Origin of the sequence: Methylobacterium mesophilicum, assembly GCF_036441335.1 — a bacterium.
GTDB lineage: Bacteria > Pseudomonadota > Alphaproteobacteria > Rhizobiales > Beijerinckiaceae > Methylobacterium > Methylobacterium mesophilicum_B.
Genome location: NZ_MLBW01000034.1, coordinates 898,656 through 911,223, shown reverse-complemented (window position 1 = coordinate 911,223; position 12,568 = coordinate 898,656). Strand labels below are relative to the sequence as shown.

The window sequence follows — 12,568 nt, the reverse complement described above, 5'->3', positions numbered from 1 at the left end:
GTCAGGCGGCCGCGGGCTGCTTGGCGGACGTGTCCCGGAACAGCGCCGTGCAGCCGGAGCCGCGATGCATGCTCAGGATCGACGCGCGGTCGATCTCCGGATGCGTCTTGAGCACCTTCTGGACGCAGGCGAGCACGCGCTCGTACTGCGCGGCGTCGTAATTCGGTTCCAGCGGGCTGACGGCAATGTAAGTCTCGACCACGAGAACGCGCTCGGCGCGGTCGTGGGCGACATCGACGGCGATCCAGGACGACTTGATCAGGCTGGTGCTGGCGAGCATGGGCGTTCCTCGTGCAGCGTTACATCATTCAAGCCACGTCGGCGGGACACTTTCCATCCCGCGGCGAGGGCAATTTTGGCGAAATCATGGACCGCCCGTCACCGAATGCCAAGGGGGCGGCGCTGTCGACCCCATGCACGCTGTGCAGCGTGTTGAGCGCGAGCCCGCGCCGGCTTACGGTTGGTCCCTGGCCGGCGCCGAAGCCGTCCACAATAGGCACTCGCATCTGGCGAATGGCATGTGGTATACAAATCGGCGGACTCGTCACCCCGGGTTCGCGTGACGGTTTCGCGATACGACGAGACTGCGCGTTGGGAGGGAGAGCAGACATGATCCGTTCGAGGATGGAAGGCACCTGCCCCGGCGTCGCGGCACGCGCGTCACGGGTCCGTGCAGGCATCGAACCGGTATCCCGCGCGGCCTGAGCCGTCCTCCGACATCCCCAGACCGACTCCAGCTCCGAGACCGATCATGACCAAGGCCCTCGAAGGCGTCCGCATCCTGGACTTCACCCACGTTCAATCTGGCCCGACCTGTACGCAGCTCCTGGCCTGGTTCGGCGCCGACGTCATCAAGGTCGAGCGGCCGGGTGTTGGCGACGCCACGCGCCAGCAGCTCCAGGACATCCCGGACGTGGACAGCCTCTATTTCACGATGCTGAACCACAACAAGCGGTCGATCACGCTCGATTCGAAGAACCCCAAGGGTAAGGAGGTTCTCTGGCGCCTGATCAAGGAATGCGACGTCCTGGTCGAGAATTTCGCGCCCGGCGCCCTCGCCCGCATGGGCCTGACCTGGGAGAAGATCCATGAGGTCAACCCGCGGATGATCCTGGCCTCCGTGAAGGGCTTCGGCCCGGGCCGCTACGAGGACTGCAAGGTGTACGAGAACGTCGCGCAATGCGCCGGCGGCTCCGCTTCCACGACGGGCTTCCGCGACGGCATCCCGATGGTGACAGGCGCGCAGATCGGCGATTCAGGCACCGGCCTGCACCTCGCCCTCGGCATCGTCACGGCGCTGTATCATCGGACCCAGAGCGGCCTCGGTCAGAAGGTCGACTGCGCCATGCAGGACGGCGTGCTCAACCTGTGCCGGGTCAAGCTGCGCGACCAGCAGCGGCTCGCCCACGGGCCGCTCAAGGAGTACAGCCAGTTCGGCGAGGGCATCCCGTTCGGTGAGGCGACGCCGCGCGCGGGCAACGATTCCGGTGGCGGTCAGCCGGGCCGCATCCTGCGCTGCAAGGGGTGGGAGCAGGATCCGAACGCCTACATCTACGTCATCACCCAGGCCGCCGTCTGGGAGCCGATCTGCGACATCATCGGTGAGCCGGACTGGAAGACCGATCCGAACTACGCCACCCCGAAGGCCCGCCTGCCGCACCTCAACGAGATCTTCACGCGGATCGAGGCCTGGACGATGAAGGTGTCCAAGTTCGAGGTGATGGACACCCTGAACAAGTACGACATTCCCTGCGGCCCGATCCTGTCGATGAAGGAGATCGCCGAGGACGAGTCGCTGCGGAAGACCGGCACCATCGTGGAGGTCGATCACCCGACCCGCGGCAAGTACCTGACGGTCGGCAACCCCATCAAGCTGTCGGCGAGCCCGAGCGAGGTGACCCGCTCGCCGCTGCTGGGCGAGCACACCGACGAGATCCTGCGCTCCGTGCTGGGCTATTCGGAGGCCGAGGTCGGCGAGATCTCGGAATCCGGCGCGATCGGCGTGGTCCAGAAGATCGCGGCGGAGTGATCGATGTCCGGCGATCCGGGGCGAGACCCCGGATCGCCGGTGTTACAATCCGGGGGCGTGCGTGTCGCGCCGCCTCAGTTACCGGGTGACGCCGTTCGAGAGCCAGGGCACGGTCGCGCCGCCGAGCCCGCGTTCGGCACGTTTCTCACCGGCTCCCTCAGGGCCCGGATGACACCACCCAGGAGCCTGCATGCGCATCGCCTTCATCGGTCAACAGGATTTCGGAAAAGCGGTCCTTGAGGCGTTCCTCGCACGAGGCGATGAGGTTGCGGCTGTGTTCTGCGCGCCGGAGAAGCCCGGCGCCAAGCCGGACGTCCTGAAGACGGCGGCCGTCGAGAAGGGGCTGACGGTCTTCCAGTTCCCGAGCCTGAAAAGTCCCGAGGCCGAGGACGCGATGCGCGGCCTGAACGCCGACATCGGCATCATGGCCTACGTGCTCCAGTTCGCGCCGCAGAGCTTCGTCAACATCCCGAAGCACGGCACGATCCAGTACCATCCGAGCCTGCTGCCGCGTTACCGCGGCCCGTCGTCGATCAACTGGCCGATCGCCCGGGGCGAGTTGCAGACCGGCCTGACGATCTTCCGGCCCACCGACGGCCTCGACGAGGGCCCGGTCATCCTGCAGAAGACCTGCCCGATCGGCGCCGACGCGACCCTGGGCGACATCTACTTCGACAACCTGTTCCCGATGGGCGTCGCGGCCATGCTCGAGGCGGCGGATCTGGTGGTGGCCGGCCAGCATGTCGAGATCGATCAGGACGAGGACGCCGCGAGCTACGAGGGCTGGTTCCGCGCCGCCGAGGCGGAGATCCACTGGTCGTCCCACGCCGAGCAGATCTACAACCTGATCCGCGCGGCCAACCCGGCGCCCGGCGCCTGGACCACGCACGGCGGCAAGAAGCTCCAGATCTTCGACTGCAGCCTGAACCGGATCCGCAAGCTCGCCGACGTCGTCGGCAAGCCCGGCGAGGTGGTCGCCGTCGACGATGAGGGATTCAGCGTCTGCGCGCAGGGTGGGCGGATCGAGGTCCGCAAGGTCAAGGCGGAGGGCGGCAAGAAGGTCGCGGCGGCCGAATTCGCCCGGGAGGCCGGACTGGCGGTCGGGCAGGTTCTGGGCCGCTAGGCCGATGGCGCGTCAGGTCGTCTCCGGCGCGGTCGGCCGCGCCGCGTTCAGACCGTAGCCGCGGAAGCGCTCGACCGTGGCGCCGATCTCGTCCTCGGACAGGATGAGCGGCGTCCCGATCTGCCGCGCGACGGCGTATTGCTGGCAGAGTGTCTCCAGCTCGACGGCGAGCCACAGGGCCTTCTCCAGGCTGGCGCCGGCCGCGATCATGCCGTGGTTGGCGAGGAGGCAGACGTTGCGGCCGACGAGCGCCGCGAGCGCCAAGTCCGAGAGCTCCGCGGTCCCGTAGGGCGCGTAGGGCGCGCAGCGCACCGTCGGGCCGCCGAAGGCCGCGATCATGTAGTGGACCGCCGGGATCGGCTCCCCGCAGATCGCGAAGGCGGTGCAGAAGACCGGATGCGCGTGGACCACCGCGTGGAATTCCGGACGCGACGCGAGGATGTCCCGGTGGAAGCGCCATTCCGACGAGGGCTTCTGATCCGGCGCGTGGGTTCCGTCGAGGCCCATCCGCACCACGTCGTCCGGACCGGTCCGGTCGGTGGGCATGCCGGAGGGGGTGATCAGGAGCCCGTCGCGGAAGCGCACCGAGACATTGCCCGACGTGCCGCGGTTCAGCCCCTGGGCGTCGAGCGCCCGCGCCGCCGCCACGACGCTTTCCCGCGCGATCCGCTCGTCCTTGTCCATGCCCGATCTCCGGAAGGCCCGGTTCCCGGTATGCAGGAAGCCCGGTGCCGTAAAGACGGCGCCGGGCTCATTCGCGTCGGTTCGGCGCCGCAGCGCCGGTCGATCGGGACCCGCTACTGGGCCAGCACCGGCGCGAGGCCCGCCTCGGGCTTCTTGGTGTAGGCGGCGCGCATCGGCTTGAGGACGAACAGCGCCAGCAGGGCCGCGAGGATGTTGAGGGCCGCGGCCGCGAGGAACACCGTGTGCCAGCTCCCGGTCATGGTCGTGAGCACGCTGGTGTAGGGGACGATCAGCGCCGCCGTGCCCTTGGCCGTGTAGAGCAGGCCGGCATTGGTCGCCGCGTACTTCGAGCCGAACGTGTCGCCGCAGGTCGCCGGGAACAGCGAGTAGATCTCGCCCCAGGCGAAGAACACGAGACCGGTCAGCAGCACGAAGGCGATCGGGTTCTGCCCGAACTGGCTCAGCGCGTAGATGCCCAGGCCCTCGATCGCGAAGGACAGGAACATCGTGTTCTCGCGGCCGATATGGTCGGAGACCCAGCCGAAGAACGGGCGCGTCACGCCGTTGAGCACCCGGTCGAGCGTGGCCGCGAAGGTCAGCGCCGGCAGCGTGATCCCCAGGAGTGAGACCGGGACGTCGGCGATCTTGAAATCCTTGGCGATCGGGCCGAGCTGCGCGGTGGCCATCAGGCCGCCAGCGGCCATCATGACGAACATCGCGTACATGACCCAGAAGATCGGCGTGCGGACCATCTCAGAGGGCTTGTAGTCCCGCTTGGACTGGCTGACCCGGGCGACCTCCGGAACCTGACCCTTGGCCGGAGCGCGCAGGAACAGGGCGATCAGCATGACGATCACGCCCTGACCGATCCCGAAGTAGAAGAAGGCCGCCTCGTAGCCCTGCGACTTGATCATCGCCTGGATCGGCACGACCGTGAGCGCGGAGCCCGCGCCGAAGCCCATGGCGGTGATGCCGGCGGCGAGGCCGCGCCGGTCGGGAAACCACTTCAGCGAGTTGCCGACACAGGTTCCGTAGACGGCGCCCGCGCCCGTGCCGCCGATCGCGGCCGCGATGTAGAGCACGGTGAGGGAGTCCGCGTAGGAATTGATCACCCAGGCTATGGCGCAGAGAAGGCCGCCGAACAGCGTCACGATCCGCGGGCCGTACTTGTCGACGAACCAGCCCTCGATCGGGACCAGCCACGTCTCGGTGACGACGAACAGCGTGAAGGCCACCTGGATCGCCGCGCGATCCCAGCCGTGCCGCTCCTGCATCGGGCTCACGAAGAAGGTCCAGCCGTACTGCATGTTAGCGATCATGCACATGCAGACGACGCCGAAGGCGAGTTGGAGCCAGCGGCCGCGCCCCACCGGTTTGACGATCTCGGACATACCGTTCCCTCCTAGGCAGTATTATTGTTGGGATTCGTGTTCGGACCGGATCTATGCCCTGCCGCAGCGCAGCTTGGCAGAACAAGTTGGCCGGGATGCTTCGAAAAATTCTTGGCCCGCAGGCAAATAATGTCTCGAGTACAGCAACACTCGCGTCGGGATCGGAGCCTCACGTCTGATGGTCGACGGTATGCCAGCAGAATGGTGCTGATATCGCCGGAGGCTGTCAATCGAACCTGCAAAAAAATACACGTTTTCGGGATTGGATTAAATCGGTGGCCTCGAACGTGGGTCCGAGGGCCCGGCATCGCGGTTGTGCCGCCGCAATTTTTGAGGCGCCGAATGCCGGCTCGGGTCACAGGTCTGTGGGACCGCTCCACGATCGACTAGGATCTCGCTAAGGTTTGGGTTAGGTCCTCTGTGAGCGCACGACAGAGAATGCGTGCGAGACATCATGCGCGTGAGCTGACTGGACGAGGGATGTCGAATTCCGAACCGCTGAGCGTGAAGCCCATCGTCGCCAGCTCCAGTCTCCGGACATTGGCCTACGAGGCGCTCAAGACGGCCATCACCAACATGGACATCTACGGGCGTCCGGACGAGGTGCGGCTGGACGAGCGGAAGCTGTCGCAGGATCTCGGTGTCAGCCGCACGCCGGTGCGCGAGGCCCTGACGGTTCTAGAGCAGGAGGGCTTCGTCCGTTCCGAAGCGCGGCGCGGCGTCTTCGTGATCAAGAAGAACAAGCGCGAGATCGTCAGCATGATCCACGCGTGGACGGCGCTGGAGAGCATGGCGGCCCGCCTCGCCTGCGCACGCGCCACCGATGCGCAACTGCGCTCGCTGCGCGAATCGTTTCCAGAGTTCTTCGAGGGTCAGCCGTCCGAGCATATCGACGAGTACTCGGACGCGAACATCCGCTTCCATCAGCGCATCATCGCACTCGGTCACTGCGAAGCGATCGCCGATCTGACCAGCAACCTGCTGATGCATGTCCGTGGCATCCGCAGCACCGCGCTTCGCCAGGGCGACCGCGCGGAACATTCGATCCGGGAGCACGTCGCCATCATCTCGGCGCTCGAAGCGCGCGATGCCGATCTGGCCGAGCGGCTCGTCCGCGAGCACGGCCTCGGGCTCGCTCAGCACGTCGACACCTACGGCGACTACCTGGACTGATCAGGACCCGATCCCGACCCGACGGCTGCGCGGTGCGCGTCGCGGCACACGAACGCGTGCGCGCGTGCTCTGCCGCCGCGATCGACGTCGTTGACCACGTCAGATCTCACGGGCGGAGATCTCGCAACACCGCTCTCATCAAATTGTATTGCGCGCGATCATTGTCGCACCGCAAAAAATTCTGCGGTCGTCAGCCTCATGAGATCGCGCGTCAGCTATCCGTTCGAAAGCATGAGTCGGGGGTTTTTCCGCCCAGGTGGCGCCAACTCCCGCGCTCTATGCATGCACGGCATGATCGGTATTCGTAATCTGGCATACCAAGTTGCGGGGCGGCATCGTACTTACTGCATCGCAACATGAGGCGGATCCAGACCGCGCCGGAGTAATCGATGATCGCCAGCTTCCTCGCCATTTTCGTCGCCTTCGCCGCCTGCCAAGCGCTGCTGACCGTGAAGTACGCCGACTTTCTCTCCGCCGGCGAGCGCGGTCGTAAGTCCGTCGCGCCGACCGGCGATGTCGCGACTGCCAAGCTCGCCTGAGGACAGAACTGGTCCGCGGCGCTCGAGAGTGCGTAGGGGTAACGCTTTCCTCAAATTTTACGCGTAGGGTGAACCGATCGTTGACCGTGCGGGCGAGGAGCTACCGCGTTGGCTCTCGGTGTCGCAGCGCGTTCCTCGGACGGTCCCTTCGTCCTCCTCGTGTCGGATCGCCCGTCGGAACGGTCGGCCCTTGAGCGTGCCATCGCGCTCGTGATGGATTGCCGATCGATCCCGCCAAACGGGCCGCTGCCACCGGAGCGGCCCCATCTCGTCGTCCTCGACCTCCCGCCGGCCCATGCGGCCAAGCTGCAGGCGACGCTGTCCCATCACGGTCCGCCGGTTCCGCGCCTCGTTCTCGTGCGCGGCGAACCCATGCCGGCCGCCCGTTACCTGCGCCAGCTTCCGGCGGCGTCGCCCCGGCAGCTCGTTCTGGCGAACGTCTTCGGCATGATCGAGGAGGCGACGCGCTCCGCCGAGTTGCGGCAGCGCCGCCTCCTCGAGCGGGTGTCGGGTGCCACCGCCGCCGTCGCCGAGATCTTCGACAGTGCCGCGCTCGGTGCCCGATTGCAGCGCGTCGACGCGGATCGCGGAACCGAGCTCGTCCTGGCGGCCGTCTCCGAGGTCGGGATCTCCGAGTGGCTCGCCGAGGTCTGGCGCCACGAGATCGGCGTCTATCAGCACACCCTCGGCGTCGCGGGTCACGCCGCGACCTTCGGCTCGCAGATCGGGCTCAGTCAGACCGACCTCACGTTGCTGGTCCGCTCGGCGCTGCTGCACGACATCGGCAAGGCGCGCATCCCGGTGGAGATCCTCAACAAGCCGGGGCCGCTCAATCCCGAGGAGGTGCGGCTGATGCAGCGCCATCCCGATATCGGCGCCGACCTGCTGCGCGTGCACGGCGATTTCGAGGAGGCGGTGATCGACGTGGTCCGCCATCACCACGAGCGCCTGGACGGGAAGGGATATCCCGACAGGCTGTCCGGTCTCGACATCTCGGATCTCGTGCGAATCGTGACGATCTGCGACGTGTTCTCCGCCCTGACCGAGCGGCGCACCTATCGGCAACCCGCCACGCCCGCGGAGGCACTGTCGATCATGACCGACAGCAAAGGGCACCTGGATCCGGATCTGCTGCGCGCCTTCGCACCCTCCATGCTCAGGGGCAGCGCCCTGGCGGCCTGACCGCGGCCGGGCGTGGCGCCGGCGCCACGCCGTCCGGCGGGATCGTCCAGGCGCATCGCGCGCCGCGCTTTCGCCGCAACCGCGCCGGAGGGAGGCGGTCCCGTCTCACGCAACGCCGTCCGGACCGTGCCCAAGCTCAGTCTCGCCCTCGCCGCCGCCCTCCTGCTGGCCCTCACCGGGTGCGGCGGTCTCTCGGTCCTGCCCGAGACCCCCGTCGAGAACGCGACGCACACCGCCGTGCTCGATGAGTTCGCGGCCGCCGCGGCGATCTCGGCCTACCGGGTCCAGCACGGCCTGAGCCCCGTCGTGGTCGACCCCGCCCTCGTGAAGGCAGCGGCGTTCCAGGCCGGCAACAACGCCCGTCACGGCCAGCTCAGCCACGAGATCGGCGGCAGCTTCACCTCGCGCATGGCGTCGGCCGGTCTCGCGAGATCCTGGGCGGCCGAGAATCTCAGCGCCGGGTCCGAGACCCTGGAGCAGGTGCTCGCCCGCTGGAAGGCGAGCCCCGAGCACAACAAGAACATGCTGCTGCCGCAGATCCGCAGGATCGGGATTGCCCGGGTCGACGCCCCGACCACGCGGTACAAGCGCTTCTGGGCGCTCGTGATGGCCGGCGGCTGACGCCCAGGCGCTCAGGGCTCGGACGGCGCGAGATCGACGATGCGGAGCTGGGCGCGCTCGGCGCCGCGCCAGCGGTCGCAGGACAGCGTCCCGGCCACGTGCATCTCCCGGCCGATCCCGTTCAGCAAGGCCAGGCCGAGCGGCCGCTCGGCCGCGCGGAAACAGATCGCCCCGACCACCTGCCCGTCGCGGCTGCGCAGCCGGGCCCTGACATGGTTCGAGCCGACCACGCCGGCATCGACGAGACGATGCCGGCCGAGCGCGAAGAGCGGCTCGGGTGCACCCTGGCCGAACGGGCCGGCCTGCTGCAGCAGCCGGACCGTCTCGGCGGTGGCGCCGCCGGCGCTGAGGCCGCCGTCGATCAGCAGGGCGTCGGCGGCCCGGGCCACCGCGACGCTCGCCCCGAGCAGCATCGCCAGATGCGCCTCGAAGCGCGGGATGTCGTCGGCGCGCACCGTCACGCCGGCCGCCATGGCGTGGCCGCCACCCTTGCTGGCGATCCGGGTCTCGACGCAGGCGCGGACCGCGAGTCCCAGATCCGCGCCGGGAATTGACCGACCCGAACCCGTGGCGGTCCCGTCCGGGCGGATCGCGAAGGCGAAGGCCGGGCGATTGAAGCGCTCCTTCAACCGCGAGGCGATGAGGCCGACGATGCCGGGGTGCCACTCGGCGCTGGCGGTCACCAGCACGGTGCGGGCCGGATCGAGCGTCAGGGCGCGGTCCATCTCCGCCTCGGCCTCCAGGACGGCCTGCGCCTCGATCGCCTGACGCTCGCGGTTGAGGCGATCGAGGTCGGCGGCGATCCGGGCGGCTTCGCCGGGATCGGCCGTGGTCAGCAAGCGGGCGCCCAGGGCGGCGTCGCCGATGCGCCCGCCGGCGTTGATGCGCGGCCCGAGCACGAAGCCGAGATGCCACGCTTCCGGCGGCTCGCCGAGTGAGGCCGCGTCCAGCAGCGCCGCGAGGCCGGTGCGGCCGCGATGGCGCATCACCGTGAGACCCTGGGTCACGAAGGCCCGGTTGAGCCCCGTGAGAGGCACGACGTCGGCGACGGTCGCGAGGGCGACGAGGTCGAGGGCGTCGGTGAGCTGCGGTTCGGGGCGATGGGAACCGAAGAAGCCCTCCTGCCGCAGGGCACGGTTCAGCGCGACCAGGGTCAGGAACACGATGCCGGCGGCGCAGAGATGGCCGAGGCCCGAGAGGTCGTCGAGGCGATTCGGGTTGACCACGGCGCGGGCCGGCGGAAGGACCTCGGAAGCCGCGTGGTGGTCGAGGACGATGACGTCGAGGCCGGATTTCTCGGCCTCCTCCAGGGGCGCGTGGCCGCTCGTCCCGCAATCGACACAGACGAGGAGCGTCGCGCCCTCCGCCGCCAGCGCGGTGATCGCCGCGACGTTGGGGCCGTAGCCCTCGGTGATCCGGTCGGGGATGTGGATCGGCGCGCGCAGTCCCAGACCGCGGAGGTAGCCGGCGAGCAGGGCCGCGCTCGCGGCGCCGTCGACGTCGTAGTCGCCGAACACCGCCACCGTCTCCCCGCGCTTCACCGCGCGGACGAGGCGGCGGACCGCCGCCTCCATGTCGAGGAGCGTGTCCGGATCCGGCATCAGGTCCCGCAGCCGCGGCGCGAGGTGGCGCGGTGCGGCCTCCGGGACGATACCGCGTCCCGCCAGCACCCGGGCCAGAAGCTCCGGCAGCCCGTGGGCCTGGACCATCTTGGCGATGTGATTCTGGACGGCCGCGCCGCCGCAGCGCTCCTGCCAGCGCCGACCCGTCACGGAGGCGGCGACACCCAGGAAGGGCGGTGGTTCGGCGAGGAGCGGAGCGGACGACACGGGCGGCACCCTACACCGGGCCGCGCGGCGAATCTTGCGCCCCGCCGCAACAGCGACGGCGAACCCGATCCGACAACGAGAAAGGGCGGGCATCGCTGCCCGCCCCTCGAAGCTGCCGGAGACCTGAGTCTCAGAGCGACTTCAGGATGTTGTCGACGACCTTCTTGGCGTCGCCGAACAGCATCATGGTGTTGTCGCGGAAGAACACCTCGTTCTCGACACCCGCGTAGCCGGAGCCCATGCCGCGCTTGATGAACAGCACGGTCTTGGCCTTCTCCACGTCGAGGATCGGCATGCCGTAGATCGGCGAGGCCTTGTCGGTCTTGGCGGCCGGGTTGGTGACGTCGTTGGCGCCGATCACGAAGGCGACGTCCGCCTGCGGGAACTCGCCGTTGATGTCCTCCAACTCGAACACCTCGTCGTAGGGGACGTTGGCTTCGGCCAGCAGCACGTTCATGTGGCCCGGCATGCGGCCTGCCACCGGGTGGATGGCGTACTTCACGTCGACGCCCTCCTTCTTCAGCATGTCGGCCATCTCGCGCAAGCTGTGCTGCGCCTGCGCGACCGCCATGCCGTAGCCCGGGACGATGATGACCCGCTCGGCGTTCTTCATGATGTAGGCCGCGTCGTCGGCCGAGCCCTGCTTCACGGGCCGGGTCTCGACTTGGCCGGTGCCGGCCGCGGCGGTGTCCCCACCGAACCCGCCGAGGATGACCGAGATGAACGACCGGTTCATCGCGTGGCACATGATGTAGGAGAGGATCGCGCCCGAGGAGCCGACCAGCGAGCCGGTGATGATCAGCGCGAGGTTGCCCAGGGTGAAGCCGATGCCGGCCGCCGCCCAGCCCGAGTACGAGTTGAGCATCGACACGACCACCGGCATGTCGGCGCCGCCGATCGGGATGATGATCAGGCCGCCCAGCACCAGCGAGGCGATGACGATCAGCCAGAAGATCGCCTTCGACTCCGTGCCGATGAACAGCGCGATCAGCAGCACGAGGCCGGCCGCCAGCAGCGCGTTGATGAGGTGGCGCTGGGGCAGCATGATCGGCTTGCCGGACATGCGCCCGTCGAGCTTGGCGAAGGCGATAACCGAGCCCGTGAAGGTGATGGCGCCGATGGCCACGCCCAGACCCATCTCGAACAGCGACTGCTTGTGGAAGTGGCCGTTCTCGATGATGCCGAAGGCCTGCGGCGCGTAGAGCGCGCCCGCCGCCACGAACACGGCCGCGAGGCCGACCAGCGAGTGGAAGGCTGCCACGAGCTGCGGCATCGCGGTCATCGGCACGCGCTTGGCGATCACGGCACCGGCACCGCCGCCGATGCCGAGACCCAGCAGCACGAGGATCCAGGCGCCGGCACCCGCCGGCGGGTGGCCGACGAGGGTGGTCAGGATGGCGAGCCCCATGCCGACCATGCCGTACAGGTTGCCCTGCCGGGAGGTGGTGGGGTGCGAGAGCCCCCGCAGCGCCATGATGAACAGGACGCCGGCGACGATATAGAGAAGGGAGGAGACGTTCTCTGACACCGGCTCAGCCCTTCTTCTTGTACATGCCGAGCATGCGCTGCGTGACCAGGAAGCCGCCGAAGATGTTCACGCTGGCGAGCACGATGCCGATGAAGCCGAAGAACCGGGCGAGGCCCGTTCCCTTCTCGATCAGCGGAACGCCGACCGCCAGGATCGCGCCGACGATGATCACCGACGAGATCGCGTTCGTGACCGACATGAGCGGGGTGTGCAGGGCCGGGGTCACCGACCAGACCACGTAGTAGCCGACGAAGATCGCCAGCACGAAGATCGCGAGCCGGAACACGGTGGGATCGACCGCGCCGCCAGTGGCAGCGCTCAGTCCGTGGCCCATGCCGTCAGCGATGACCTGCGCCTGGTCGGCGGCGTTGCGCGCCACCGCGGCCGCCGCGCGCGCGGCGTCGGCCAGGACGCGGGCCTGATCGGCCGCCTGATCGGGAGGGACGATGACGTTTGCCATTCTGCTACT

Annotated in this window: 12 protein-coding genes; 6 read left to right on the top strand and 6 right to left on the bottom strand. The window is 68.3% G+C overall.

Annotated elements, in window-relative coordinates; all coding sequences use genetic code 11:
- Position 1 precedes the first annotated feature (1 nt).
- Positions 2-280 carry a hypothetical protein gene (locus MMR14E_RS25000; RefSeq protein ID WP_331318002.1) on the bottom strand — a complete coding sequence of 93 codons (279 nt, stop codon included), beginning with the start codon at positions 278-280 and terminating at the stop codon, positions 2-4.
- A 471-nt stretch (positions 281-751) separates the two neighbouring features.
- Between MMR14E_RS25000 and frc the strand changes: the two genes are divergently transcribed.
- Together frc and MMR14E_RS24990 are read left to right on the top strand one after the other, a co-directional pair.
- Positions 752-2,029, top strand: a complete 1,278-nt coding sequence (frc, locus tag MMR14E_RS24995) for a formyl-CoA transferase (RefSeq protein ID WP_331318000.1) — start codon at positions 752-754, stop codon at positions 2,027-2,029.
- A 190-nt stretch (positions 2,030-2,219) separates the two neighbouring features.
- The gene (locus MMR14E_RS24990) at positions 2,220-3,152 is read left to right on the top strand and encodes a methionyl-tRNA formyltransferase (RefSeq protein ID WP_331317998.1); all 933 of its coding nucleotides are present in this window, start codon (positions 2,220-2,222) and stop codon (positions 3,150-3,152) included.
- Between the two features lie 12 nt (positions 3,153-3,164).
- On the opposite strand, the gene MMR14E_RS24985 is transcribed toward MMR14E_RS24990, so the two are convergent.
- Together MMR14E_RS24985 and oxlT are read right to left on the bottom strand one after the other, a co-directional pair.
- Positions 3,165-3,836 (bottom strand): class II aldolase/adducin family protein, encoded by a 672-nt coding sequence (locus tag MMR14E_RS24985; protein WP_331317997.1) that lies wholly within the window; start codon positions 3,834-3,836, stop codon positions 3,165-3,167.
- Positions 3,837-3,949: 113 nt separating this feature from the next.
- Positions 3,950-5,227, bottom strand: a complete 1,278-nt coding sequence (gene oxlT / locus MMR14E_RS24980; RefSeq protein ID WP_012319745.1) for an oxalate/formate MFS antiporter — start codon at positions 5,225-5,227, stop codon at positions 3,950-3,952.
- Between the two features lie 480 nt (positions 5,228-5,707).
- Here oxlT and MMR14E_RS24975 point away from each other — a divergent pair, with 480 nt between their 5' ends.
- The 4 genes from MMR14E_RS24975 to MMR14E_RS24960 all read left to right on the top strand — a co-directional run bounded on the left by MMR14E_RS24975 (position 5,708) and on the right by MMR14E_RS24960 (position 8,742).
- On the top strand, positions 5,708-6,400 hold the full coding sequence (locus tag MMR14E_RS24975) for a GntR family transcriptional regulator (protein ID WP_331317994.1): 693 nt from the start codon (positions 5,708-5,710) through the stop codon (positions 6,398-6,400).
- Between the two features lie 389 nt (positions 6,401-6,789).
- The gene (locus MMR14E_RS24970; protein ID WP_331317992.1) at positions 6,790-6,939 is read left to right on the top strand and encodes a hypothetical protein; all 150 of its coding nucleotides are present in this window, start codon (positions 6,790-6,792) and stop codon (positions 6,937-6,939) included.
- Between the two features lie 213 nt (positions 6,940-7,152).
- Positions 7,153-8,121, top strand: a complete 969-nt coding sequence (locus tag MMR14E_RS24965; protein WP_331317991.1) for an HD-GYP domain-containing protein — start codon at positions 7,153-7,155, stop codon at positions 8,119-8,121.
- A 126-nt stretch (positions 8,122-8,247) separates the two neighbouring features.
- Positions 8,248-8,742, top strand: a complete 495-nt coding sequence (locus tag MMR14E_RS24960) for a CAP domain-containing protein (protein WP_331317990.1) — start codon at positions 8,248-8,250, stop codon at positions 8,740-8,742.
- Positions 8,743-8,753: 11 nt separating this feature from the next.
- On the opposite strand, the gene recJ is transcribed toward MMR14E_RS24960, so the two are convergent.
- From recJ to MMR14E_RS24945, 3 genes are all read right to left on the bottom strand, one after another.
- The gene (gene recJ / locus MMR14E_RS24955; RefSeq protein ID WP_331317988.1) at positions 8,754-10,571 is read right to left on the bottom strand and encodes a single-stranded-DNA-specific exonuclease RecJ; all 1,818 of its coding nucleotides are present in this window, start codon (positions 10,569-10,571) and stop codon (positions 8,754-8,756) included.
- Positions 10,572-10,701: 130 nt separating this feature from the next.
- Positions 10,702-12,099, bottom strand: a complete 1,398-nt coding sequence (locus tag MMR14E_RS24950) for an NAD(P)(+) transhydrogenase (Re/Si-specific) subunit beta (protein WP_012319751.1) — start codon at positions 12,097-12,099, stop codon at positions 10,702-10,704.
- A gap of 4 nt (positions 12,100-12,103) precedes the next feature.
- Positions 12,104-12,559 carry a proton-translocating transhydrogenase family protein gene (locus MMR14E_RS24945; RefSeq protein ID WP_020092006.1) on the bottom strand — a complete coding sequence of 152 codons (456 nt, stop codon included), beginning with the start codon at positions 12,557-12,559 and terminating at the stop codon, positions 12,104-12,106.
- Positions 12,560-12,568 lie beyond the last annotated feature (9 nt).

Coding starts and splice junctions, on each gene's coding strand:
- MMR14E_RS24945 (WP_020092006.1), bottom strand. CDS start 12,559: ATGGCAAACGTCATCGTCCCTCCCGATCAGGCGGCCGATCAGGCCCGC.
- MMR14E_RS24975 (WP_331317994.1), top strand. CDS start 5,708: ATGTCGAATTCCGAACCGCTGAGCGTGAAGCCCATCGTCGCCAGCTCC.
- MMR14E_RS24990 (WP_331317998.1), top strand. CDS start 2,220: ATGCGCATCGCCTTCATCGGTCAACAGGATTTCGGAAAAGCGGTCCTT.
- frc (WP_331318000.1), top strand. CDS start 752: ATGACCAAGGCCCTCGAAGGCGTCCGCATCCTGGACTTCACCCACGTT.
- MMR14E_RS24985 (WP_331317997.1), bottom strand. CDS start 3,836: ATGGACAAGGACGAGCGGATCGCGCGGGAAAGCGTCGTGGCGGCGGCG.
- oxlT (WP_012319745.1), bottom strand. CDS start 5,227: ATGTCCGAGATCGTCAAACCGGTGGGGCGCGGCCGCTGGCTCCAACTC.
- MMR14E_RS24970 (WP_331317992.1), top strand. CDS start 6,790: ATGATCGCCAGCTTCCTCGCCATTTTCGTCGCCTTCGCCGCCTGCCAA.
- MMR14E_RS25000 (WP_331318002.1), bottom strand. CDS start 280: ATGCTCGCCAGCACCAGCCTGATCAAGTCGTCCTGGATCGCCGTCGAT.
- MMR14E_RS24965 (WP_331317991.1), top strand. CDS start 7,153: ATGGATTGCCGATCGATCCCGCCAAACGGGCCGCTGCCACCGGAGCGG.